General features: G+C 50.0%; 29 protein-coding genes. 23 read left to right on the top strand and 6 right to left on the bottom strand.

Translation table 11 applies throughout. The annotated features are described in order from the left end of the window. Positions 1-38 precede the first annotated feature (38 nt). The 3 genes from NST43_RS30510 to NST43_RS30500 are packed head-to-tail and all read left to right on the top strand — an operon-like array spanning position 39 to position 2,507. Positions 39-824, top strand: a complete 786-nt coding sequence (locus NST43_RS30510; RefSeq protein ID WP_339221212.1) for a MerR family transcriptional regulator — start codon at positions 39-41, stop codon at positions 822-824. Then, positions 821-1,543 carry a GNAT family N-acetyltransferase gene (locus tag NST43_RS30505; RefSeq protein WP_339221211.1) on the top strand — a complete coding sequence of 241 codons (723 nt, stop codon included), beginning with the start codon at positions 821-823 and terminating at the stop codon, positions 1,541-1,543. The genes NST43_RS30510 and NST43_RS30505 overlap by 4 nt, the downstream gene beginning before the upstream one ends. Continuing rightward, complete coding sequence (locus NST43_RS30500; RefSeq protein WP_339221209.1) at positions 1,488-2,507, top strand: alpha/beta hydrolase; 1,020 nt, start codon at positions 1,488-1,490, stop codon at positions 2,505-2,507. Before NST43_RS30505 ends, NST43_RS30500 begins: the two co-directional genes overlap by 56 nt. Positions 2,508-2,534: 27 nt before the next feature. Here the strand turns inward: NST43_RS30500 and NST43_RS30495 are convergent, their stop codons facing one another. Next, a complete protein-coding gene (locus NST43_RS30495; RefSeq protein WP_339221207.1) occupies positions 2,535-3,446 on the bottom strand; it encodes a YafY family protein in 912 nt (303 codons plus the stop codon). 99 nt (positions 3,447-3,545) lie between these two features. Here NST43_RS30495 and NST43_RS30490 point away from each other — a divergent pair, with 99 nt between their 5' ends. From NST43_RS30490 to NST43_RS30460, 7 genes are all read left to right on the top strand, one after another. After that, entirely contained in the window at positions 3,546-4,016 is a 471-nt protein-coding gene (locus tag NST43_RS30490) for a VOC family protein (protein WP_339221205.1), read from the top strand. A gap of 181 nt (positions 4,017-4,197) precedes the next feature. Then, on the top strand, positions 4,198-5,454 hold the full coding sequence (locus tag NST43_RS30485) for an acyltransferase (RefSeq protein ID WP_339221203.1): 1,257 nt from the start codon (positions 4,198-4,200) through the stop codon (positions 5,452-5,454). A 72-nt stretch (positions 5,455-5,526) separates the two neighbouring features. Further along, entirely contained in the window at positions 5,527-6,381 is an 855-nt protein-coding gene (locus NST43_RS30480; RefSeq protein ID WP_339221201.1) for an ABC transporter ATP-binding protein, read from the top strand. Then, the gene (locus tag NST43_RS30475) at positions 6,374-7,030 is read left to right on the top strand and encodes an ABC-2 transporter permease (protein ID WP_339221200.1); all 657 of its coding nucleotides are present in this window, start codon (positions 6,374-6,376) and stop codon (positions 7,028-7,030) included. The genes NST43_RS30480 and NST43_RS30475 overlap by 8 nt, the downstream gene beginning before the upstream one ends. Beyond that, the gene (locus tag NST43_RS30470; RefSeq protein ID WP_339221199.1) at positions 7,027-7,392 is read left to right on the top strand and encodes a GntR family transcriptional regulator; all 366 of its coding nucleotides are present in this window, start codon (positions 7,027-7,029) and stop codon (positions 7,390-7,392) included. Before NST43_RS30475 ends, NST43_RS30470 begins: the two co-directional genes overlap by 4 nt. A 326-nt stretch (positions 7,393-7,718) precedes the next feature. Next, complete coding sequence (locus NST43_RS30465; protein ID WP_339221197.1) at positions 7,719-8,177, top strand: hypothetical protein; 459 nt, start codon at positions 7,719-7,721, stop codon at positions 8,175-8,177. Positions 8,178-8,361: 184 nt separating this feature from the next. Next, positions 8,362-8,844 (top strand): hypothetical protein, encoded by a 483-nt coding sequence (locus NST43_RS30460; protein ID WP_339221195.1) that lies wholly within the window; start codon positions 8,362-8,364, stop codon positions 8,842-8,844. A 134-nt stretch (positions 8,845-8,978) separates the two neighbouring features. Here the strand turns inward: NST43_RS30460 and NST43_RS30455 are convergent, their stop codons facing one another. Further along, positions 8,979-9,179 (bottom strand): hypothetical protein, encoded by a 201-nt coding sequence (locus NST43_RS30455; RefSeq protein ID WP_339221193.1) that lies wholly within the window; start codon positions 9,177-9,179, stop codon positions 8,979-8,981. A 106-nt stretch (positions 9,180-9,285) separates the two neighbouring features. Here NST43_RS30455 and NST43_RS30450 point away from each other — a divergent pair, with 106 nt between their 5' ends. Next, entirely contained in the window at positions 9,286-9,696 is a 411-nt protein-coding gene (locus NST43_RS30450) for a sigma factor-like helix-turn-helix DNA-binding protein (protein WP_339221191.1), read from the top strand. Continuing rightward, positions 9,648-9,866 carry a helix-turn-helix domain-containing protein gene (locus tag NST43_RS30445; protein ID WP_339221189.1) on the top strand — a complete coding sequence of 73 codons (219 nt, stop codon included), beginning with the start codon at positions 9,648-9,650 and terminating at the stop codon, positions 9,864-9,866. The genes NST43_RS30450 and NST43_RS30445 overlap by 49 nt, the downstream gene beginning before the upstream one ends. Before the next feature lie 95 nt (positions 9,867-9,961). Here the strand turns inward: NST43_RS30445 and NST43_RS30440 are convergent, their stop codons facing one another. After that, on the bottom strand, positions 9,962-10,609 hold the full coding sequence (locus NST43_RS30440) for a glycosyltransferase (RefSeq protein WP_339221187.1): 648 nt from the start codon (positions 10,607-10,609) through the stop codon (positions 9,962-9,964). 421 nt (positions 10,610-11,030) lie between these two features. On the opposite strand from NST43_RS30440, the gene NST43_RS30435 reads away from it, so the two are divergent. Further along, positions 11,031-11,693, top strand: a complete 663-nt coding sequence (locus NST43_RS30435; RefSeq protein WP_339221185.1) for a hypothetical protein — start codon at positions 11,031-11,033, stop codon at positions 11,691-11,693. Further along, positions 11,690-12,679, top strand: a complete 990-nt coding sequence (locus NST43_RS30430) for a nucleotidyl transferase AbiEii/AbiGii toxin family protein (protein WP_339221184.1) — start codon at positions 11,690-11,692, stop codon at positions 12,677-12,679. The genes NST43_RS30435 and NST43_RS30430 overlap by 4 nt, the downstream gene beginning before the upstream one ends. 91 nt (positions 12,680-12,770) lie before the next feature. Here NST43_RS30430 and NST43_RS30425 read toward each other — a convergent pair whose 3' ends face one another. Next, on the bottom strand, positions 12,771-13,397 hold the full coding sequence (locus tag NST43_RS30425) for a pentapeptide repeat-containing protein (protein ID WP_339221182.1): 627 nt from the start codon (positions 13,395-13,397) through the stop codon (positions 12,771-12,773). Positions 13,398-13,500: 103 nt separating this feature from the next. On the opposite strand from NST43_RS30425, the gene NST43_RS30420 reads away from it, so the two are divergent. The 9 genes from NST43_RS30420 to NST43_RS30380 all read left to right on the top strand — a co-directional run bounded on the left by NST43_RS30420 (position 13,501) and on the right by NST43_RS30380 (position 18,931). Next, positions 13,501-14,073 carry a hypothetical protein gene (locus NST43_RS30420; protein ID WP_209987013.1) on the top strand — a complete coding sequence of 191 codons (573 nt, stop codon included), beginning with the start codon at positions 13,501-13,503 and terminating at the stop codon, positions 14,071-14,073. A 6-nt stretch (positions 14,074-14,079) separates the two neighbouring features. Next, on the top strand, positions 14,080-14,703 hold the full coding sequence (locus tag NST43_RS30415; protein WP_209987011.1) for a hypothetical protein: 624 nt from the start codon (positions 14,080-14,082) through the stop codon (positions 14,701-14,703). Between the two features lie 34 nt (positions 14,704-14,737). After that, complete coding sequence (locus NST43_RS30410) at positions 14,738-15,010, top strand: hypothetical protein (protein WP_036691592.1); 273 nt, start codon at positions 14,738-14,740, stop codon at positions 15,008-15,010. Positions 15,011-15,044: 34 nt separating this feature from the next. After that, positions 15,045-15,581: a hypothetical protein gene (locus NST43_RS30405; protein ID WP_339221179.1), complete on the top strand. Its 537-nt coding sequence runs from the start codon at positions 15,045-15,047 to the stop codon at positions 15,579-15,581. A 33-nt stretch (positions 15,582-15,614) separates the two neighbouring features. Beyond that, entirely contained in the window at positions 15,615-16,073 is a 459-nt protein-coding gene (locus tag NST43_RS30400; protein ID WP_339221177.1) for an SMI1/KNR4 family protein, read from the top strand. A gap of 2 nt (positions 16,074-16,075) precedes the next feature. Continuing rightward, positions 16,076-16,639 carry a DUF4303 domain-containing protein gene (locus NST43_RS30395; protein ID WP_339221175.1) on the top strand — a complete coding sequence of 188 codons (564 nt, stop codon included), beginning with the start codon at positions 16,076-16,078 and terminating at the stop codon, positions 16,637-16,639. Positions 16,640-16,683: 44 nt separating this feature from the next. Continuing rightward, positions 16,684-17,421: a hypothetical protein gene (locus NST43_RS30390; RefSeq protein WP_339221173.1), complete on the top strand. Its 738-nt coding sequence runs from the start codon at positions 16,684-16,686 to the stop codon at positions 17,419-17,421. Positions 17,422-17,476: 55 nt separating this feature from the next. Further along, positions 17,477-18,436, top strand: coding sequence for a sigma-70 family RNA polymerase sigma factor (locus NST43_RS30385; protein ID WP_339221171.1), 960 nt, complete (start codon positions 17,477-17,479; stop codon positions 18,434-18,436). A 75-nt stretch (positions 18,437-18,511) separates the two neighbouring features. After that, entirely contained in the window at positions 18,512-18,931 is a 420-nt protein-coding gene (locus NST43_RS30380; RefSeq protein WP_339221170.1) for a VOC family protein, read from the top strand. Positions 18,932-19,317: 386 nt separating this feature from the next. Here NST43_RS30380 and NST43_RS30375 read toward each other — a convergent pair whose 3' ends face one another. Together NST43_RS30375 and NST43_RS30370 are read right to left on the bottom strand one after the other, a co-directional pair. Beyond that, positions 19,318-20,079 carry a class I SAM-dependent methyltransferase gene (locus tag NST43_RS30375; RefSeq protein ID WP_339221168.1) on the bottom strand — a complete coding sequence of 254 codons (762 nt, stop codon included), beginning with the start codon at positions 20,077-20,079 and terminating at the stop codon, positions 19,318-19,320. 94 nt (positions 20,080-20,173) lie between these two features. After that, a complete protein-coding gene (locus NST43_RS30370; protein ID WP_339221166.1) occupies positions 20,174-21,079 on the bottom strand; it encodes an alpha/beta hydrolase-fold protein in 906 nt (301 codons plus the stop codon). Between the last annotated feature and the right edge of the window lie 77 nt (positions 21,080-21,156).

Here is a 21,156-nt window from a genome sequence, read left to right as displayed (position 1 = left end):
TAGAGATATTCCAAGCCGCAGTCCGGGGAGTGATTAGGATGAGAAGTGAAATAACGATTAGTGAACTGGCCAAGCTGATGAATGTATCGGTCCACCAGATCCGGTATTTTGAAGAGAAGGGTGTGCTGCAGCCTGCTTATACCGGTGAGAATCAGTACAGAATGTACAGTATGGATCAAGTGTATCAGCTCGCGCATATCCTGCTGCTCCGCAAGCTTGAAGTGCCTGTTCAGTCGATTAACGAATGTATGAGCTATAGTCCGGAGCAGCATCGCGGGCTGCTGGAGAACTCTCTCGAAGGGATTGAGCAGGAGCTGGTGCGTCTTCAGGAGCTACGGCAGTTCATCCGCAAGATGCTGGAGGAACAGCAGAGCTACAGCTCCTCGCCTGAGACCTTTCAGATCGTGAAGTACAAGGCTACAAGTCTTGTGCAGGTGATGAAGCTGGATTCACACAGGAAGCTTAGTGCAGCGCTGCTTGCGGAGCAGGCGGCAGGGATACCGGATCTGTTCGAATCGGATATTTATTATGTGCTGGAGGAGTCGGGTGAGCTAACCTTGTGTCTGGAGCAGCCGGATGCGGGCGGGGTGATTTTGCCGGACGGGGAGTATCTGACTCTGCAATGTGTGGCCCGCGAGGAGGAGCTGGAACAGTGGATCAGTCAATTACTGGAGCATGCTGCTGCACAAGCGATTCCTCTCGCGGGACCGCTGGTGGTCATTGAACGCTCTTATCTCTCCCTGTTCGTTCCGGGCAAGCTGCATTATGAGCTGAGGGCCTGCATCGGCCCGGCTGTACCTGTGGAAGGGAGAGGTTCCGTATGAGAACGATGCCAACAGGTACAACGTCAATAAGTACAGCGCCAATAACTATCGAACCCATGGAAGCTAAGTATAATCATGCGGTGGGGCTACTGCTGGCTCAAGCTTTTCAGGGGAAATTCCAGAACCGGATCAGGCTGAAGGAGGGAGAGCTGGCAGGGTGCTTCGAAATGCTGCTTCAGTATGCTCCGGCTGATCCCTATACTCACAGGATGGTAGCTGTGCAGCAGGGCGAGGTGATTGGCAGCATCGCGATTAAGCGTACTCCTGAAGCCCGCCTTTTGGGGAAAAGGCAGACGCCTCCGTTACCGGGAACCTCACAGCTATTAGGCAAACGGGGCATGATCAGAATGCTGATCGGCCTCTATGTACTAGACCATACCCCGGCATCAGGCGAGTGTTATATTACCGATCTTGCGGTCCAGCCGGAGCATCAGAACAAAGGGGTAGGAAGACTGCTTGTAGAGTGGGCGCAGAAGCTTGTAGATACCGACCCGGGACTGAATAGACTTAGCCTGCATGTATCAGCCGGTAATCCGCATGCCCGTCAGCTATACGGGAAGTGGTCCTTCCACACGGAAGCCCGGGAGATACGTTATACCCTGTACTTATTGTTCAATGAACTGCGCTGGGAATACATGGTTCAGAAGAGGGGCGGATACAGAAATGAAGACAACGAAGAAGCTATGGATATCTCTGCTAACTATAGTGCTGCTCCTTAGCGGTGCGGGGATATACATTGTGCAGCAGAACCGCTTTGAGATGATTGAGCAGGCCATCCGGATTGCGTCGCCTGAGGGCGAGCTGACGGGTACGCTGGTGTTGCCCAAGGGGTCTTCCGTATCTCCCGGCAAGCTGGGGCTGGTCCTCTTCATTCATGGGGACGGGCCGATTAATGCCTCACATGATGACGGGTATAAGCCGCTATGGGAGCGGTTAGCCGGTCTGGGGTATGCCTCCTTGTCTCTTGATAAAAGAGGAATCGGCGGTTCGGCGGGAAATTGGCTGGATCAGAGTATAGATGACCGGGTGGAGGAAGCCCGCGAGGCTATCGCATGGGCCCGGAAGCAGCCGAATATCGATCCGGACCGGATCGGGGTGTGGGGTGCCAGTCAGGCAGGCTGGGTGATTCCCAAGCTGGCGGGCAAGGAGCCGCTCGCCTTCAGCATTCTGGTCTCACCGGCCATCAACTGGCTGCGCCAAGGAGCCTATCATACCCGGCAGCAAATGCTGCAGGAAGGGAAATCGGAGGCGGAGATAGCAACCGAAGAAGCGGCTAACAACGAAGTTGGACAGCTTCTGGCGCGGAAGGCGAGCTATGAAGACTATCTGGCTGCGGTGAAGGAAAATGAACCGATGACGCGGGAGCGGTGGACCTTTGTCAGCAAGAATTACCTGTCGGATGCCGGGCAGGATCTTAAGCAATTCCATTCCCCGGTGCTGTTGCTGCTGGGCCAGCAGGATATTCATGTAGACTGGCAGGAGACGGAGCGGGTGTACCGCAAGATTATCCAGCCTGAACTGCTGACCGTAGCGGTCTTCCCGGAGGCTGAGCATTCGATGCTGAGCCGGAAGACAGCGGATTCCAGCTTCAGGGCGCTCATGATCAGCCTCTTCGCTCCGCGCCACATCACAGTTCCGGGCTATATGGATCGGATTGGGGAATTCCTTAAGGAGCTGGATTAACAGCCTGCTCCCTTAGCACCGTAATTACTACGCATACCGGCTCATCATTTCAAGCAGGTACTTACGGAATTCTTCACGGTAGGCTTTCGGCTCCATAATCTCCAGATGGGTGCCGAAGCCGGCCAGGAATTGATATCCGATCGGGTGCTGCGGAATATAGAACGTAGCCAGCAGCTGTTCCGCGTTATAGGCTTCGATGCTTTTGCGGCCATACCGTTCAACGAATTGATCCTTAATCCCCGGCGAGATCAGTGCCTTCACTTCGGTTAACTGCGGCGGAACCTCAGTTTCCCGTGCCTGATTCAGCATGTCCGCTCTGGGGCTGAAGGTCTGTTCCTTCCGCTCCAGCTGCTCCATCCGGGAGAGCTTGAACATCCGTGCCCCCATCCGCTCCAGGCAAAAGCCCTTCAGATACCAGCTCGATTCACTGAAATGAAGCTGGTAGGGCTCCACTGTCCGTGTAGTCGGAGTGCCGGATCTGTCGGTGTAGCCGAAGGACAGCAGCCAGCTCCCGGCGATGGCTTCCTGGCAGGTCTTCAAGGCTCCGGCAAGCTCTGCGCGGCCCTCCCAATCATAGAAGGACAGCTGAACCGACCCCTTAGGAGCGATTGGACTCACCATCGCTTCTATTTTTCGTAGCGTCATGGCCACATCTTCGCTAATCAGAATTTGCCCCAGCCCGCCGAGCGCAGCCAGTATATTCTCCAGGTCGGAGCTGCTCAGCAGCCGCTTGTCCATCTTGTATTCTTCCATAATGCCGTAGCCGCCCTGCACGCCGGGTGTGGCGTATATAGGAATGTGCGCCAGGCTGAGCGCTTCCATATCGCGGAGAATCGTCCGTTTGGACACGCCGAATAATTGTGCGAACTCTGAGCTGGGCACAATGTCTTTTTTGAGCAGAATCATAATGATGGTAATCAGCCGCTCCACCTTGTCCATCCGGTTCCCTCTTTCTTGAGTTAAGTGTGAAACGGTGACATACGGCCGTCACCTATCGTGTATTATACTACATTTATCTTAAGAAGGAGGTTATGCTCTATGTCAGCTATTGCCTATATTAATTTCGATGGTGTTGCCGGGGAAGCGATTGAGTTCTATGCGGAGGCATTGCAGGCTACTACAGTGAAAAAGATCAAATTCGGAGATATTCCGCAGGACCCGAGCTATCCCCTGCCGGACCATGAGTTAGCGATGATTATGGATTCTATGATAGAGTTCCCAGGCGGTACCATCATGATGTCCGATCTGTTGCCCTCTATGCAGCAGGTCACAGGTGAACTGGTGAAGGGGAACAACATCATGATCAGCCTGGTCATTGAGGACAAGCAGAAGCTCGAAGCGTACTATAATCATCTGTCCCAGGGGGGGACGGTTATCATGCCGCTCTCCAGCACACCATGGTCTTCATGCTTTGGGATGATCGTGGATAAGTTCGGCATAGGGTGGAAGTTCAACAGTGATGCAGTGCAATTCCTCGATAATGTGCTGGCCAGCCGGAGCAATCTTTGAAATATTTTGGCAGAATGAGGGAGAGCGGAAGGATTTATCCATCATGTATTGAAAGATAGGAGTACCTGATACCGGTGTATATCGCCTAAGCGAGTAGGAGCAGTGAATTTACGGCTATGGTGGTTGTGTTGCTGGCGGCCATCCGTTCAGGAATCACTCATGAAAAGAGGAAGTTGAGCTGATGTCAAACCTTCGTCTGGGCAGTACCCGGTTATCTGGAGCGGATGGTATTCGTGCAATCGCTTGCTTATCTGTTATCCTGCATCACTTATCGCAAAAGCTGATCATGCCCGCACAAAAACCCTGGCTCCAGGAGCTGCAAGCCGTGCTGCTTCTGGGGAACAGCGGGGTCAGCTTGTTTTTTCTGCTAAGCGGCTTCCTGCTGTCGTTCCCCTTCTGGAGTGCGTATCTGAATAACGGTCCGTATCCGAGCCTGCGGACGTATACGCTGCGCCGTGCCGCGAGAATCATGCCCGGCTTCTATGTATCCCTGCTGGTCTGCCTGCTCCTGACCTGGAGGCTGGATATTCCGATGGAGTACTTAGGGCGGCGTATTGTCACAGCCTTCACCTTCACATCGGGCTTCCACTACACCACATTCTTCCCCTCCGACTTGAACGGGCCGCTCTGGTCGATCAGCTTCGAGGTATTCTGCTACCTGCTGATGCCGCTGTTCATGGCGGTGTTATTCATGCTCGGCAAGCGGCATTCCTTCAGTAAGGCGATCCTGTTCTGGGTCGCCGTATTTGGGTTGGTGCTTGCTGCCAATGCCCTCATTCATCATTGGTTTACTCCAAGCGAGCAGGGCCGGGGCTGGGACTATGGCCAGGTCGGCGGCGCGAAATTCTGGATGCCGAGATACAATCCGGTCGGCTTCTTCGGGCACTTCACCATCGGGATTCTGGCGGCGGGCATCACGAATGCCTTGCTGCAGCGCCGCTCCAGAGTGGAACGGCTCAGCAATCTGGGCGTGTTCGATGCCGCCGCAGTGCTTGCTCTGGGTCTTGCCGGTCTTCTGATCTGGCGGATGCGCCACGCAGGCGAATTCGACTTCAGTCTCCAGCAGCAGCCGTATCTATTCCCGGTCTATGCCATATTGTTCGGAATCGTGCTGTTCTCGGCACCATTCAGCCGGTACGCCGGGCGTGTGCTGGATAACCGCTTGTTCCGGTATACGGCCAAAGTGTCATTCGGCCTGTACATATGGCACTATCTGTTCATTACCTTAATCGAGAAATACGGCATTCAGGATTTCCATTATTCCGGAGTCAGGGATGTGTGGCGCTGGCTGGGCATCAGTATGTCTGTTGTGGTCATCTCTTACGCAGCGGCTACTATTTCGTATTACGCCATAGAACAGCCGTTCATCAATTGGTCCAAAGGTAAGCCGTTCTTCCAGCGCAAGCGGAAGGAATCCTCAACGTCTGCAGCCGTATAGGATTGACTTTTGCATAACCCCCATGATACATTGTGTATACACGGAATACACAATTTATTGAGGGGGTTAGTTATGCTGGCTTTAGATGTCCGGAATTTAAATAAAAAATATCCTAATTTTCAGATCAAAGACGTCTCTTTTCAGTTGGAGCAGGGTTATATCATGGGCTTCATCGGGGTCAACGGTGCGGGCAAGACCACCACGATCAAATCGATTCTGAATATGGTTCAAGCCGACAGCGGCGAGATCAGCATTCTGGGCAAGAACATTGCTGAACATGAAACAGAATTGAAGCAGGACATCGGCTGCGCCTTCGGCGATATCGATTTCTATACACGCAGCAGGCTTAAGACGCTGACGGGTATTACGAAGAAGTTCTATAAGAACTGGAGTGACGAGACGTATTACAGCTATCTGAACCGGTTCAAGCTGGATGAGAATAAAAAAATAGCGGAGCTGTCCACCGGGATGAAGGTGAAGTACAGCCTGACTCTGGCCTTGTCGCATGGCGCCAAGCTGCTGATTCTGGATGAGCCGACCAGCGGACTCGATCCGGTCTCCAGAGACGATCTGCTGGATATTTTCCAGGAGCTCATCATGGGCGGCGAGATCAGCATTCTGTTCTCCACTCATATAACCTCTGACCTTGAGCGCTGTGCGGATTATATCACCTTCATTGAGCAAGGACAGATTGTGGCAAGTAGCGAGAAGAACGAGTTCAAGGAGTCGTACCGGTTACTTAGCGGCAGCGAGTCCCAGCTTAACGAAGTGAAGGGGAAGCTGATCTCCTACAAAATCAACTCCTTCGGCTTCACCGGATTGATCCATACCCGGGATCTCAAGCCCGCCTGGGCGCTTAGCACGGCCATCCCGACTCTCGATGACATCATGATCTACTTTGCCAAAAAGGAGGGTGTATATGTATAATCTGGTGCTGAAAGATTTGAAGCTAGGCGTTAATCCCTGGTTCTTCGTATTACCTTTAATTATGGGCGGTCTGATGCTTATTCCGGGCTGGGTTTACTTCCTGGTTCCGCTGTATTTCTGCTTCATCACCGTACCGAACATGTTCGGCGGATTTAAGAGCCAGAATGATCTCATATTCAGCACAATGATGCCTGTAACCAAACCGGACATCGTGAAGTCCAGAATAGCCGTTGTTGTCATTCTTGAGCTTATGCATCTGCTCATTGCCATGATCTTCAGTATTTTTACGTTTCGCCTCTACCCGCATTTGACTTATATTTTCTTTCCGCCTTATATGGGCTTCTGGGGCTTGTGCTTCATTATGCTGGCGGTGTTCAACCTTATATTTATTACTATGTACTATAAGACGGCATATAAGTATGGCGCGGCCACGACTGCATCAACGGCTGCGGCGATCCTGTTCGCGGGCTTGGTCCAATGGGAAGGAATCCAGAATAGCTGGATGCACAGCATATTCTACGGCTCCGGGACAGAGAATACGGCGCTTCAGTTCTCGATTCTGATCGGGGGCATACTCATTTTCGCAGCCTTCACCCTACTTGCCTACCGGATTGCGGTACGGAGATTCCTGAAAGTGGAGATCTTATGAACGTAACGATCTCCAGCACCTCCGACAAGCCGATCTACCAGCAGCTGCACGAACAGATCAGCGCACAGATTCTTGGTGGCGAGCTGGAAAGCGGCTATTGTCTGCCCCCCATCCGGCAGGCTGCTCTGGAGCTGCATGTCAGTGTCATCACGGTGAAGAAGGCCTGGGAGGAGCTGGAGCGGAGCGGCTTGATTAATACGGTAACGGGCAAAGGCTGCTTTGTGGCCGAATTCTCACCGGATGAGATGCTGCGGATACGTAACGAGATGGTCTTGAAGCAGATGGAGGGCGACATTGCGTATTACAAGTCCTTCGGCCTTACGCTTGATGAAGTGATCGCGCTGCTGGGGAAGATTTATTGAACAATATGCACTGGATTGGAAAAGGCTTTTCACGATCCCTCTTGTGAGGGGGTGGAAGGCCTGTTTGTTATTTGTGGCGCAGAACACATATCGTTGATCTCTGTATTTTTATGAATTTGTTGGGGCTTGGCCTTGATTCCAGAAAGTTTTGGACGTCTGGTTGCTGCAGCGCCTACAATTCCAAGATTCCTTTCCGCCACATCCATTCCTTAAAAAATAGTGATTAAGAGTTGTTAAAAGCCATAAAAAATATCCCTATAAGTGAGAAACAAAACAAGGCGCCTTGGATTCTCAAACAAAATTATTCTTCTGGAGGTAGATTTTTTATGGCAACAAGTCGTGAGTATGCAGCTTCTGTAACGGTTAGTCTTTCTCAACTTCAACAAATGCGTGACGCACAAAACTACTCCTATGTTCATGGGCATTGGGGCGATTCCTCGGCTGATACTGTAGCCTTGAGTGGGGCGCTGGGGGGAATATCGGCTACTATTCTTGGACTTATTTTTGTGACTAATACGGCTGCTGGGGTTACGGTTGGAGTGGCAAGTCTTGTAGCAAGCTTGTTTGGTGGAGTAGGGAATGATACAGGAAAAGTTATTCAGAATGGTGTATCCGCAATGACTGAAATGGCTCGCACATTGCAGCCGTTGACTCGGTACGACCTTTTTCAAATTCGTTTCCCATTTCTTGAATTTTCTTTACAAAATGGTACGATTATTCGTTTTGTTTCCGGTAAAGGGGTTATCGAGAGAGCACATTCAGGCAGTGGTTGGGAAATAGTGTAAGATTGTTTAACAAAGAGAACCTGATACGGTTAAGTATCAGGTTCTCTTTGTTACGTATTATCGTTACTTCTTTATTGAGCCTAGAAATGAATTTAAAGCATCTATTTTCCGTTGGATTGGTATATAATTGGAAAGTGAAGATTGTGGATCAGTATATTAATACTAAAAAAGGAAGTGAATTGTAATGAAGGAGCGTAAGTCAAACTGGATAATAGCGGGAATTGTAATTGTTGGAATTATTATTTACGGGATTTATTATTTTATGAGCTTATCTACAACTATGGATAAAGCAGTACTCAATAAGATTGATGAAACAAACGTTACTCTTCAAATAATCCGATTACCTCTTAAAACAGATTCGGTCCCAAGTAGAGATGTAACTGTCATTGATCAAAATCAGATTCGAAATGTGTTCCAACCAATGTCTAATCTCAAATTAAAGAAAACATCTAATTTTGATAAAGTAGATGCTGCCTCTGAGTATGATTTGTTTATTTATTCAAAAGAAAATCAAAAGCTCCTCTTCCGTGTCGCATTCCTTAATGAAAATTATGTTTACGTTTATGATAAAAGCAAGAAAGAAACGATTCAAAATTATTCTATAGTAAGTGAGTTCGACTATAAGTCATTTTCGGATATGCTCGAACAATTACTAACTTCTCCATAAATCTAGCAGTGGTATAAATTTAACATCAAGCATTTACAACACTGGCTGTAAATATAAATAGGGATTGTAAAAACTAGTTTTTCTTAGGGAGTTGCGGCTATCGCAGCTCCCTAAGTCTGTTGAACCAATGCGACCTATTTACGTACCATTTTGATATTCCCTGTTTTTTCTTGTTCCGCCAAGGACTGAATTGCTTGAGTGAGTAAATGCAACGAAGTATCCAGTTTTTCTAACTTCTCCCCTATGGTATCCAGCACATAATGAATCAAAATAAAGCAGAGTGTGACCGGAAAACCTACATTGGTTATCAAAGGTACCACATCTTCAATCTTCATGTATTCATTCCTTCCTCAATTTTTGCTTTTAGGATAGGGAAACTGACCTTCTTGTTTCACAACCATTTCACAAAATATAAAAAAATGGTTTGATTAATAGGAACAAATGTTCTTATTTGGTTGTTGTTTTCCTCTCAAAATTTCCCTACTTACATATGTAATATTAATTTGGAGGGAGAGAACCACTTTGGAACAGAGTGAATACAACCGCTACAAGACTGAAATTTATCGCATTGGCTGGAGATTGCAGTACCGGGCTAAGAAGCTCAGAGGGCACGAGCAAAGCTATGAGCGTGATTTGCCGGCTCCTTCCTTTACAGAATCTTCGGATAACCGGGTCGTGGTCGAGCAGATATTTCGTACGCTCTCTCTCCATGAGAGATTAATTTTGCAAAAAATCTATTTAGAAGGCTTGTCAGAAGCGGAGGTTGCCCACCAACTAAACATAAGCCAACAGGGGGTAAATAAATGCAAAAGAAAATTGCTTCAGAACCTATCACAAACAACGAATTTTTAAACCTCTTACAGGCGGCTAGAAATAAAGACTCTGATGCTACTCTAAAACTCCTTGAATTATATAAGCCGGATATTCTCCGCTTAAGTCGGTTTATATATTTACCGGAGGAAGATGTGACTTCAGAAATTGTTTTGGAGTTTCTGGAAATAATTTATGGTGAAAAATGTTAATCAAACAGGATCAATTTGCTGAAAAAGATCTGTTGACTGCAATAAAAAGGCTTTTCACCCTCCTTTGCGAGATGGTGAAAAGCCTGTCTGCTCCCCTAAAATTTCTCCGGGAACTGCTTCACAATACCTTCCGTCAGCAGGTCTGCAAAATGAATCATGTGGACCTCGTTTTTGTCGGTGGCAGCAATAGAAGCAGCATAGTCTCCCTTGAGGATATCAAGCACGATGTCCGTGACGAGCTGCAGATGCTCGTACAGTATGTCCTGCACTCCTTTGAAGGACCAGTTCGGATTCAGTCCGCTCAGGAAGCGGGCAATCTCATCGGCGTTCCTGTGCCAATCCGCCTGGAGCTTCTTCACCTCCGCCGCATTGCCCTTCTGAGCGGCCGCGACGATTTGTCCGGCAATCTGAATATGCTCCTTGAGCAGTCCGGCCAGCTTGTTGCCGTTCGCCTCCCCGTAATAAGGCTTGAAGACATTGCCTATGTCCTCCTGATTCCTTAGCAGCCGCGCCAACACTTCCTTCTGATCCGGGTTATTGTTGAGGGCGCTCACAATATAGTTGTGCGTCCATATGGTGTGGTCAATCCACACCTGCTGCATATCGCTTTTCAGCTGCACCATTTGCGGGCTTATGCAGGCAGCCTCCTTCTTCGGGACCGCCTGGGCCTGCACCGGTACTGCGGCTTGCGCCAGATTGAATACAAGCGTGAGGGTGAACACCATTAGCCATAGCTTTTTCAAGATTAACTGCTCCTTTGGGTGGAATGAGAGAATCTGCATTATTATGGCTAGGATGGATCGTTATTATTTATGAAAAAGCCGGTTCCGAAGATATATTCCGATTATGTAGATGTCCGTGATGTAGCCGAACTGCGGCATTGTTCAATCCCAAGTTAAGAATGTTAGCAACCCTTCTGGGCCAGGACATGTCAACGAGTAATGAGAAGGCGAAGCGTCTCCTGGGATGGAACTCACGCCCGGCTGAGGAAGCTATTATAGCTACTGGGAGAAGTATGATGAGCATTATTAAGGGAGAGGCGGAAATATAAAGGAGTAATGGTATAAAGGATGGCCTTCAACACTTATGTGGTGTTATTATATATGTATCATTTGTTGGTTTTTTGTATACAATAATAACAAGTGCATTGGAGGTGGCTTATATATGACATTAGCGATTAAGGGGAAGTATGTTGATTTCATTACGAATTATATTGCTCAGTCGCCATATGGAACTCCAATTTTTACTGCTGAAGTTACTGAGAGGGTTATGGAGGAATTTGGGCTTGAAGAAACTCAGGCAAGGAAAATTGTGAATACAAATTTAAACCGTTTAAATGGTGTAGTATTGGAGAGCTTTAGGAAGGGGATCTACTACAAGCCTAAAACCACTGCATTTGGAAAGTCCCATTTAAATCCGGATCAGGTTGTAAAAAAAATGTACGTATCCCCTAAAGAAAATGTTAGAGTCGGTTATGAAACAGGAGCATCGCTCCAACACCGATTGGGGCTTACAACTCAAATGCCCAAATATAATTTTATTGCAACTAACTTAGCTGCTCCAAAGGTTGTGAAAGAGCTGCATACTGTATTACGTAAGCCGCGTATGGAAGTGAATATTGATAACTATTTATATTTGCAGATCCTAGATGCCATTGAGAATAAAGACCAGGTGGTCTGGGATGCTCCCCACCCTGAAGGGATAATTAACAAATTTATTGAAGCTAACAAGTTAGACTATGGCAAGCTATTAGGATATGCCGCTATGAATTACACTAAGGATATAGTTTGGCGCCTAGGTAAAGTTGCAGAGGGTACCCGGTTATGATATTGCATGAAAGTAAGGATGATTTTGAGGAAATCATACTGCAAGTTAGTATGAAAGCTGGCATAAGGGCTGATGTTTTAGAAAAAGATTATTATGTTACGCTGATGCTTGAGGAGCTGGCTCGGAATCAAGAACAATGGAAGGCTTATTTTAAAGGCGGAACTGCACTATATAAAGCGTTGTTGTCCATTAATCGGTTCTCAGAGGATATTGACTTAACGGTGTGCGTGGATGATGTAAGCTCAAACACCCAAAAGAAAAAACGGCTAGAATTGTCAGCGGAGGGCTACTCGTGCTTAAAAAAGCTTTTAGATGATCAGCAATCGAGCAAAGGCAAGGGCAATATAACCACAGTTTATGGATATGACCCCATCTTTAATGGTAGTGAGGGGACTGATCCACTACAAAGATTTGGAAGAGTGAAGATTGAAGCTACTTCGTTTACTAAAAGCGAACCTGTAGAGCCCATGCTGATAGCCCCAGCTCTTTACTTGTACGCCCAAAAAGAATCACAAGTAATACTAGATACAAAGTTTAATGTTCGGCCTTTTAAGATATTAACCATAAAACTAGAGCGGATCTTTATAGACAAAGTATTTGCTACCGAGTTTTATTATCAAAGATACAGACAATATATAAACTCCAGAACAGATAATCCAAGTGATTTTGCATTTGATGTTGCTAAACATTTGTATGATTTAATGGTGCTTTTTACTAACGAAAAAATCCGAAATTTATTTACAGAAAAAGCCAACCTTCAGTACCTAATTGGACTAGAGCGGGAAGAAGAGCAAGTACGTTCTGGTGGTATTCCGTCAGATTGTTTGATTAAAGACTTTCGCTATCTACATGATCTCCTTACTGACATGAATTTTCATGAAGAGTATTTGCGTATGCAAAATATTTATGTATTTAGAGAACAAGACAAAATTCCACTGAGTCAGGCGGAGGCTGTTATAGCTGCTATTCGGATACTCGAAGGATAACATTATTTTGAAATTGTTTTGCACTATACTTAAGTTTTTATCCGCACACCCCTCCCCTGGAAATAGTGGAGGGGTGTGCTATATACCTACATCACTCCTCAAACTTAACATGATCCAATACCGTATTTCCCCACTCAGGCAGCAAGCATGCCTCTCCCGCAAAGCGGCTTCCTGCTATGGAGCCGTCTTGAAACAGCGCCCCGTCAAAGCTGCATTCCTCGAACCGGCAATACAACAATAAGGCACTGCGGAAATTGGCCCCATCAAAGCGGCAGCGGATGAAGGATACATCATTAGCTATCACTTTGCTTAAGTTGCAGCCGGTGAAATCACAATCATGGAACGCCTTGCTCATTCTGGCACCATTCAGCTTCGCTCCCCGGAAGGAACAGTGATTGAAGGTATGCGTCACGAATCTCTTGTCCAGTCTGACCTCGTCCAGGAAACAATTGGTAAATGTAGAGGTGTTCAAGCTTGCCGAATCCTCGAAGCGTGAATAAGAGAAATCAATATCCTGCAGAGTGAGGTACTGTATGCTCTCAGTCAGGGTAACTCCCCGGTAATCCTTGAGTCCTGCCTCCGTCTGTCCATAAGGGGAAGGCGGGAAGGAGCGGTCTTTTTGATGGAGATTATGTTTACCTGAAATCGCGGCCAGATGCCGGTTCACTTCAGAGAGCTGGTCGTCTTGCCATCTGGCCAAGAGGAATTTCTTATTCAAGGTAGCCCCTCCTTACATTTATTTGGTAAAATGAATGGAATCTAGTTTATATGTTAGTATGCCAAGTAACTATTAACAAGCCATTAAAGGAGGCCATCCACCCGTGGGAAGATCGTTTGCAAATCTGCATATCAAGTCAGGTGACCTGGAGAAGACCCTGCAAGCCTTACAGGAGCTGACCGGCAAGCATGGCAAAGTATTGGGTTATCCTGAGACGCCGGAGCGTAAGGCCGTTATCTATGTAAGCCAAAGTAATGAGGGCTGGATCAGCGTGCTTCACGATTATTTCGTGTGGGGTACGGTGAAAAAGGCTGGCAGAACGTTGTCCGCGCTGCTACAGGAGCCGGTGATGACCGTGGCATATATGAATGAGGAGATCTTCGAGCTGTCGTTCTTTGAGCAGGGGGAGATCCAGGCCGAACGAATCTTCTGTGAGCCTTGGACCCGGGAGGATTATGAACAGCTGCGGGAAGAGCGTATAGCAGACGAATATATCCAGCGGGTGCTCGGGATGCAAGCTGAGGAGGAGAACTTCGGCGGATTCATCAGCCTTACCAGCCCGGAGCAAGCGGTGGAGCGGCTGTCCGAAATTACTGGAATGTCTCTATGGAGCGATGCGGAATGGTTACCGTATGAAGAGACGCTCAGAGCACGCTTTGTTACCTATGAATGGTAGAAGAAGATGCTAAAAAACAGTGGATTCTACAAGCTGCGCTTCTTCATCACACCCGAGGAGCTTAAGAGAGTCGTAGAGCTTCTGGAGCCAACGCAAGTGCGGTACTATTTAACCAATTATACCCATACAGAGCATGATCAGAATCAGGTGGTGGAGGCGTATCGCGCCTTCTATCAATATTATACAGCTGCGGAAAAAGAGAGCGGGGTGCGCCCCTTCTTCATCTATTCGATGTCGGTTCTGCCGGACACAGAGAGCTTTGGTTTTTTTGCGAGAAATGAGGGGATTTCTATTCCCTATCACGGGCAATGGGCAGAGAACGAGCTGCCCTGTATCCTGATCTCCTGTCCTAAGGGGCACCGGGTCAATGCTCAGGATGAGCAAGGGGAGTATTATCTCTATGAGGATGTCCGGGAGCACAAGCCGCTGAGTTATGCCCTGTATAAGGAAATCACCGGCTCTATTCAAAAAATGACCAAGCCTCTCCGCTTCTCGGCGCAAGACCCGGAGGCGATGGAGGAACAGAAGCCCTCTGTACGCATAAGCCGTGCTGCGGCTGAAGATTTAAGCAACTCCTGGATGGTCAGACAATATGGACTCGTAATCCATGGGCAATCAGGGCCTGACTGATGTATTGGGTTATCCATGAAAGGGAGGGGAGCAGATGGCGCTGAAGTTGATCTGTACCTGGGGAGTGCTCGCTCTATCGTGCTGTGCGGTATGGTGGAGCTTCAAGACCGAAAAGCTGATCACCGTCTCCTGGCTGATGTTCCTGCTCCCTGCGATTCTTCAGCTTGTTGCTGCTGTGCGGATCGGGCCGGGCAAAGCCAAGTTATTTCTTGTATTCGGCTGTATTAATCTGCTGTTCGCAGCCTTGACCGGTGCGGCTGTCTGGTATCTGGTCCAACTGGCAGATGCCTATAGAAGGGGAAAATAAATCAAGCGTGCTATAAGCGGGGGAGGGGGCTAATATGCAACTGGGTTTTACGCTGGATACCCATGGAACATGTGTGGGTGTACTCAGGGATGAATTGATTCCGTTAGAGGAACTGGCGAATACATGGGAATTTCCCTATGATATCTTTGTGGTGTTCCGGGTATTGCCTGATAGCTATGGACGGAGAACGTTCAGACGCTTTGACAGCGGGGATCATACCCTCTATTTGGATATCAGCCTCAGCTATGAAGTGTACCAGCGTATGTCCAAGAATGAGCAGCGCGAGGCCTTGGGCATTCACCTGTACAGCTATCTGGCAGAGTCCATTGCCAAATATACCAAGCATGCCGGTAAGACTGCCCAAGCGGAGCTGCTGGAACGGGTGAAATGCTGGATGCTGGCGAATAACTGGCTGGAAGGGAAAATCCATCAGGCACGCCTCCTCCTCTCCCGGGAGATGGGACTCCATGAGGTTAGCCGGACCTCGAAGCTGCCGCTGGAGGAGATTGAGTATATCCTGCTGCGCATGAATGACGATGCGCCAGCTGCTGTTCATCCTGATAATCTATAATCATCCCTCTATGTGGGAGAGAGGAGCATACCTATGTATGAGCGTCTGACAGAGAAATTGAGCAAGCCTTCCGCTATAAGGTGGTTTCCCGGCCATGGGGCCGAGGAGAGCTGGATTGCCGAAGCTGAGGAGGAGCTAGGCTTCAAGCTGCCGCCGTCTTACCGCTGGTGGCTGGCCCGTTATGGAGGTGGGAGCCTGGGGGACGGTCAAATTCTGACGCTGGTTGCTCCTGAGGATAGGGAGTATACCGACTGGGATCTGCTGTATATCCACAGGCTGAATCTGGCGGAGGAATGGTGGGTATCCCGGTTTCCACATCGAATGGACCTGTTTGTGCCGGACAGCGATGAGCTGTATTACTTCGACACCTCTTCCCCGGATGAACAGGGGGAATTCCCGGTCATGCGTTATGACCTGATGAATGATCTGATTGAGGAATACGCCGTGACGTTTGCCGGATTCCTGGAACAGCTGATCGACGAGAGGAAGTAGCCATGAATGTGGCACAGAAGGAAGTGGAGCGGCTGGCGGCGGAGATTGCGGAGGCGGCGCGGAGGTCGTTCCGCGCGCTTTTTGCGAATGGGGAGCATTATTATTACTGCACTCTATATACAACGGGCGAGGGACATGCACCAAGCCTCTCCGCCTGGTCGCGGGAAGCGCTGGAGCAGGAAGCGGCCAGGCAGTCAGAGGGCGGCAGCACACCGGCAGCAGAGATCGCCGAGCTGATCAAATGGTCTTATGCCGATTCGCCGTATTGCTGCTTCGGGGATGAGCATTTCGATGAGGTCAAGCGGTTATTCCAGGCGCGTCCGTCTATTGCGGAGCTTGAGGATGATGCTTGGAACGATGAGTTCACTATGAGGCTGGGGGCTATGGAGCTGGCGATGCGGATGCTGGATGCTGAGGGTCTGTTCGCGCTCAATCAGCCACGTGAGGACGTATGCGTGCTTGCCGAAGTGATGCCGCCGGATGAGGGGAATACGGACATTGCCCTGCGCTTGAACCAGGCAGAATCTCCAGTGATGCAAGCTTGGCTGACGGAAGCCGCAGAATAAGGTTATTGATGAATAACTCACGCAGGAAACCGGGGGAATGACGAATGTATATCGTATCTGAGCCCAAGGGGCTGTCAGAGCATCTCAGGAAGCAGCTTGAAGCAGAGAACGCAGGACTGTATCCGCCAGCCTATACCCGGTTCTTGCAGCAGTACGGCGAAGGAACGTATCGGGGCTGGATGAATGTGCAGATCCCTGACACAGAGGTGTTGCGGCCTTTTGCTGAATACGGGTTATGGGAGCATGATGAAGACAGTCCTATAACGGAGCAGCAGATCGGGGAGTGTACCGCTATCGGGACCACCGTGGACGGTGATTTCCTGGCGGTCCATCCCCGGGTGGACGGACTACTGTGGCTGCCCCGTCATGCAGAACAGATTCAAGCGATCCCGCTGCCAGCCGGGGAAAAGGAAGAGGATGTTGGCTATGCCCTGATCCTGGACGGCATCTACCGCCGGATGTATGGGCGGAGCCAGGAGGAGAGCGTCTATTATGAGCCATGGACGGGAACCCGTGAGCATTTCTTCCTGCGGATGGTGCCGGGAGAGGGCCAGCTGGCGCTCACGGAGCTGGCTGACCTGTGCCGTGCGGAGGCTCCGCCGGATCTCTGCATTGAGAATCCTTACGTCTGCTACCTGTTCTACCGGAATCTGGGCGGCTATATCCGCCTGAATCTGGCGGGTGGACAGGAGGTAGCCGTTTTCTATGAGCAGGCTGCCGGGCAGGTATTCGCCAAGATGAAAGCGTGGCTTCTGTCGAAGGGATGCGAGCTGTATTCATAGGAGTGAAGAATAAGGAGGAGTGCGGATGATTGTCATGAAGGAGAGGATGTCATAAGTGAATCATAACCATGCGACCTACGAGACCCTGGACGGGCTGGAGGACATGCGCTCCGAGCTAACCGGGTATTGTTACCGGATGATGGGCTCCATTTTCGAGGCGGAGGATGCGGTACAGGATACTATGATCCGGGCCTGGAAGCACCAGGAGCAGATGAGGCAGCAGGCCTCTCTCCGAGCCTGGATGTACCGGATTGCCACCAATGTCTGTCTTGACCGGCTGAGAAGCGCCAAGCGGCGGGCGCTGCCGATGGATCTCTCGGAACCGGCCGCTGTCGTTACGGAGCCTAGGGAGAGCCTGCCTCAGCATTCCTGGATCTGGCCCGCTCCGGGCCATGTGGATGACCCTGGCAATATCCTGATCAGCCGCGAGACCATTCGCCTGTCCTTCATTGCGCTGCTTCAGCTGCTGCCGCCCCGGCAGCGTGCCGTGCTGATTCTGCAGGAGGTGTTCCGGTGGTCGGCAGCTGAGACCGCCGGGGCACTGGAGATGACCGTGGCTGCGGTGAACAGCGCGATGCAGCGGGCACGGGCGGCCATGGCCAAGGCACAGCTCCGGTCCGGGGCCTTGCAGGTTGACGATGACGAAGTGGACGAAGGGCTGATTACCAGATACGTGGAGGCTTTTGAACAATACAATATTGATGCGTTGTTAGCCTTATTCCAGGAGAACGGCAGCCTGTCGATGCCGCCATTTACGATGTGGGTGCAAGGCGGCGCGGATCTCGCGGCCTTCTACCAGATCACACGCAGTCACTGTGTGGGCTCGCGGTTGCTGCCGGTCCGGGTGAACGGGAACCGGCCCGCCGTTGCCCAGTATGTTCCCTCTGGAGAAGACGGATTGCTGGTCCCGTGGGCGATTCATGTGCTTGAACTGAGCGGGGGGAAGATCGCGCATGTTCATCATTTTATAGATGCTGAATTATTTATTCGCTTCGGATTGCCGGAACACCGATGATTCTGCCGCGGCCGGAACGTCTATACTAATGAATCGCACAAGCGACACCATTCCGAATTCAAGGAGGAACAATCAATGACAATCAAACTTACTCCCTACATCACCCTGGAGGGGCGCACGCAGGAGGCTATTCAATTCTATGCACAGACTATGGGTGCTGAAGTCCTCTCTATCCTGACGTATGGTGATATGCCGGACCTCCCGGACACGTTCCCGGATGAGGTGCGGAGTCTGGTGGCCCATGCCAAGGTCCAGGTGGGCGGCACGGAGCTGATGTTCTCGGATACTCCCGGCGGTACGCCAGTTGAGAGCGGGAAGCGGGTAACGGTCTGCGTTACTACGGACAGCGTGGAGGAATCACGGAGAATTTTTGATGCGCTGCAGGAGGGCGGGGAGGTTAATATGCCGTTTCGGGAGGAGCCGTTCAGCCCGGGCTTCGGCGATCTGACGGACAAGTTCGGGGTGACGTTCCAGATTTATACGGAGCTTGGATAGAGCGGGCAAATAGCAGCGGAGAGGATCAGGCATGAATAAGACGAACGTTGAAGTTCCCATACGTTGTACAGGTGTTGCCGCAGTATTGCTGAAGAAGAGAAGCATTTCATCAGGAAAACTCCAGCAGCGTGGTTACGTGTTGGCACACCATAAGAGGGCTTGAGAAGGGCTGCATGCGAAGAGCGTGCAGCTTTCTTTTGCTCTCTGGCGAGTGCATCGACCAAAATGTTATCGAAAAACCGATCACATTCGGCATTGCGTGGACGCGTGGGCCAGATGTAATCGAAAAACCGAATACAATCTGCCGGCGCGAGGGAAGTTGGCCGGATGTGCCCATGTGCGGTCGTGAATGGTAGCGTAAATCGTCAGCTGGGCGGGTCCGTTTTTTATCTTTTGCGCATAATCGCCAGTGCATGCAAACTATACCCGAGCAGACTCTTATCCTCACAGGTCCGCAGATGAAACTGAAGCCAGTGTTCGAAATCTTCTTGCTGCGCCCCATTAATATGGTTAGCTAGAAGATAGCCGATTCCGTCTGTTCCAAGATGGGCAACGATCTCTGTATGATAGGCTGCGGCCATGTGTTCCATTTCCAGGGGGGACATATGTAGGAATAGACCATCCTTCGTCTGGTTGGTATGCCAGGTAAGTACATCTTCCATGTTCCTGAGTCTATCACTTATGCTTAATACCGAAACGGCGGCATTGTTAATATAGGAGACCGCGAGTAATCCGCCCGGCTTCAGTACGCGCAGGCATTCGGTCATGGCAAGCTGCCGGTCTTCATTGCCGATATGATAAAAGGCTCCCATGTTCAAAACAACATCAAAAATTCCGCTGTCAAAACGTGATAAATCCGTGATGCTTCCTGTATACATATCAGCTAATACCGGGCGTATGCGCTGCTTCTCTCTGATGATATCTACATTATGAGGAACAATATCTCCGGCAACTACCTTATGCCCCAATTCTGCAAGCTGAAAGGAGTAATTCCCCGTTCCTGCGCAGCCGTCAAGAATGTAGGCTTCCGGCTTAAACAGCCTTTTGAAGTAAGACATCGTTGTGATCCATTCGATCTGATGCCCGTTATCCCTGAACAGCCTTCCCTCCTCATCATAGGAATCATAGTAATCGATTATTGCATCCATCTTATTGCCCTCCTTGTAGTATGGCCGGGCTCATCTTGAAATGCTGCCCTCCCCCTACCTTAGCGGATCAGGGGAAGGCAGGCTATGACCAGGATTACTTGAAGATCCGCTGCGAGAACTGATACAGTCCGCTGCTCCAGACCTTGCCTTCATGTCCGCCTACATCCAGATACCACAGATGCGGAACGTTCATGCTGGTCAGGCTGTTATGGAAATTCTGGCTGACATAGAGCAGGCCGTCCGAAGCGCCGCAGGAGATCCAGAGCAGCTTCAGCTGGCTGGCCGTCTGCGCCGGATTGGTGATCAGCTGTGAAGCCGACTTCGTATTCGGAGCAGAGGAGAACGCGCCGATCCAGGAGAACTTGTCCAGATGCTTCAGGCCGAAGTTCAGGGTCTGTCCGCCGCCCATGGATAAGCCGGCCAGGGCACGGTTTTGCTTGTTTTTGTATACCGGGAAGTGAGAGTCAACGTAAGGAATGAGGTCATTAATCAGATCGAATTCAAACCGCTCGAAGGCGGCTACCTTGTCCGGTGCATAAATATCGCCGATCGGGCGGTCATCCGCCATAGCGCGGCCGTTCGGGAACACGACAATCATCGGCGCGAGCTTGTTCTGGGAGTACAGGTTGTCCAGAATGTTCCGCGGATTCATCCCGTTCAGCCATTCGTTCTGATCCCCGCCGATGCCGTGAAGCAGGTAGAGAACGTTGTAGGTCTTGGAAGGGGTATAGCCCGGAGGGGTGTACACCATCGCGTTTCTCGATTTGCCTACGGTAGTCGAATAATAAGAAATCTGCTGTACGTTGCCGTGCGGAATATTATTGCGGTATCCGTCATAGCCTTGCGGAGCGGGAGTGATGGTGCTGGTTACAGCCGCAGCGGCATCCGCAGACAGGCTCAGATCCTGCTCCTCTGTCACAGGTGATGCATAAGACATTGCAGGCAACAGCAGGACTGTCGCCAGAGCCAGACTTGCAATTCGGGTCATTATTTTCTTCATTTCATATGTCCTCCTTCATTCGATTGGTGAACCCTATTCGCCTTCCCTCTACAGAAACGGAGTCGCCTCCTCCTCTC

The sequence above is a fragment of the Paenibacillus sp. FSL H8-0332 genome, from assembly GCF_037963835.1.
Taxonomy (GTDB): domain Bacteria; phylum Bacillota; class Bacilli; order Paenibacillales; family Paenibacillaceae; genus Paenibacillus_AQ; species Paenibacillus_AQ rhizoplanae.
Note: the sequence above shows the minus strand (reverse complement) of the source record. Positions and strands in the feature narration are given on the sequence as shown.

What these genes read in the sequence shown, in the direction of transcription:
- NST43_RS30510 (WP_339221212.1), top strand. Translation starts at nt 39, where the DNA reads ATGAGAAGTGAAATAACGATTAGTGAACTGGCCAAGCTGATGAATGTA.
- NST43_RS30505 (WP_339221211.1), top strand. Translation starts at nt 821, where the DNA reads ATGAGAACGATGCCAACAGGTACAACGTCAATAAGTACAGCGCCAATA.
- NST43_RS30500 (WP_339221209.1), top strand. Translation starts at nt 1,488, where the DNA reads ATGAAGACAACGAAGAAGCTATGGATATCTCTGCTAACTATAGTGCTG.
- NST43_RS30495 (WP_339221207.1), bottom strand. Translation starts at nt 3,446, where the DNA reads ATGGACAAGGTGGAGCGGCTGATTACCATCATTATGATTCTGCTCAAA.
- NST43_RS30490 (WP_339221205.1), top strand. Translation starts at nt 3,546, where the DNA reads ATGTCAGCTATTGCCTATATTAATTTCGATGGTGTTGCCGGGGAAGCG.
- NST43_RS30485 (WP_339221203.1), top strand. Translation starts at nt 4,198, where the DNA reads ATGTCAAACCTTCGTCTGGGCAGTACCCGGTTATCTGGAGCGGATGGT.
- NST43_RS30480 (WP_339221201.1), top strand. Translation starts at nt 5,527, where the DNA reads ATGCTGGCTTTAGATGTCCGGAATTTAAATAAAAAATATCCTAATTTT.
- NST43_RS30475 (WP_339221200.1), top strand. Translation starts at nt 6,374, where the DNA reads ATGTATAATCTGGTGCTGAAAGATTTGAAGCTAGGCGTTAATCCCTGG.
- NST43_RS30470 (WP_339221199.1), top strand. Translation starts at nt 7,027, where the DNA reads ATGAACGTAACGATCTCCAGCACCTCCGACAAGCCGATCTACCAGCAG.
- NST43_RS30465 (WP_339221197.1), top strand. Translation starts at nt 7,719, where the DNA reads ATGGCAACAAGTCGTGAGTATGCAGCTTCTGTAACGGTTAGTCTTTCT.
- NST43_RS30460 (WP_339221195.1), top strand. Translation starts at nt 8,362, where the DNA reads ATGAAGGAGCGTAAGTCAAACTGGATAATAGCGGGAATTGTAATTGTT.
- NST43_RS30455 (WP_339221193.1), bottom strand. Translation starts at nt 9,179, where the DNA reads ATGAAGATTGAAGATGTGGTACCTTTGATAACCAATGTAGGTTTTCCG.
- NST43_RS30450 (WP_339221191.1), top strand. Translation starts at nt 9,286, where the DNA reads ATGTTCTTATTTGGTTGTTGTTTTCCTCTCAAAATTTCCCTACTTACA.
- NST43_RS30445 (WP_339221189.1), top strand. Translation starts at nt 9,648, where the DNA reads ATGCAAAAGAAAATTGCTTCAGAACCTATCACAAACAACGAATTTTTA.
- NST43_RS30435 (WP_339221185.1), top strand. Translation starts at nt 11,031, where the DNA reads ATGACATTAGCGATTAAGGGGAAGTATGTTGATTTCATTACGAATTAT.
- NST43_RS30430 (WP_339221184.1), top strand. Translation starts at nt 11,690, where the DNA reads ATGATATTGCATGAAAGTAAGGATGATTTTGAGGAAATCATACTGCAA.
- NST43_RS30415 (WP_209987011.1), top strand. Translation starts at nt 14,080, where the DNA reads ATGCTAAAAAACAGTGGATTCTACAAGCTGCGCTTCTTCATCACACCC.
- NST43_RS30410 (WP_036691592.1), top strand. Translation starts at nt 14,738, where the DNA reads ATGGCGCTGAAGTTGATCTGTACCTGGGGAGTGCTCGCTCTATCGTGC.
- NST43_RS30405 (WP_339221179.1), top strand. Translation starts at nt 15,045, where the DNA reads ATGCAACTGGGTTTTACGCTGGATACCCATGGAACATGTGTGGGTGTA.
- NST43_RS30400 (WP_339221177.1), top strand. Translation starts at nt 15,615, where the DNA reads ATGTATGAGCGTCTGACAGAGAAATTGAGCAAGCCTTCCGCTATAAGG.
- NST43_RS30395 (WP_339221175.1), top strand. Translation starts at nt 16,076, where the DNA reads ATGAATGTGGCACAGAAGGAAGTGGAGCGGCTGGCGGCGGAGATTGCG.
- NST43_RS30390 (WP_339221173.1), top strand. Translation starts at nt 16,684, where the DNA reads ATGTATATCGTATCTGAGCCCAAGGGGCTGTCAGAGCATCTCAGGAAG.
- NST43_RS30380 (WP_339221170.1), top strand. Translation starts at nt 18,512, where the DNA reads ATGACAATCAAACTTACTCCCTACATCACCCTGGAGGGGCGCACGCAG.
- NST43_RS30375 (WP_339221168.1), bottom strand. Translation starts at nt 20,079, where the DNA reads ATGGATGCAATAATCGATTACTATGATTCCTATGATGAGGAGGGAAGG.
- NST43_RS30370 (WP_339221166.1), bottom strand. Translation starts at nt 21,079, where the DNA reads ATGAAGAAAATAATGACCCGAATTGCAAGTCTGGCTCTGGCGACAGTC.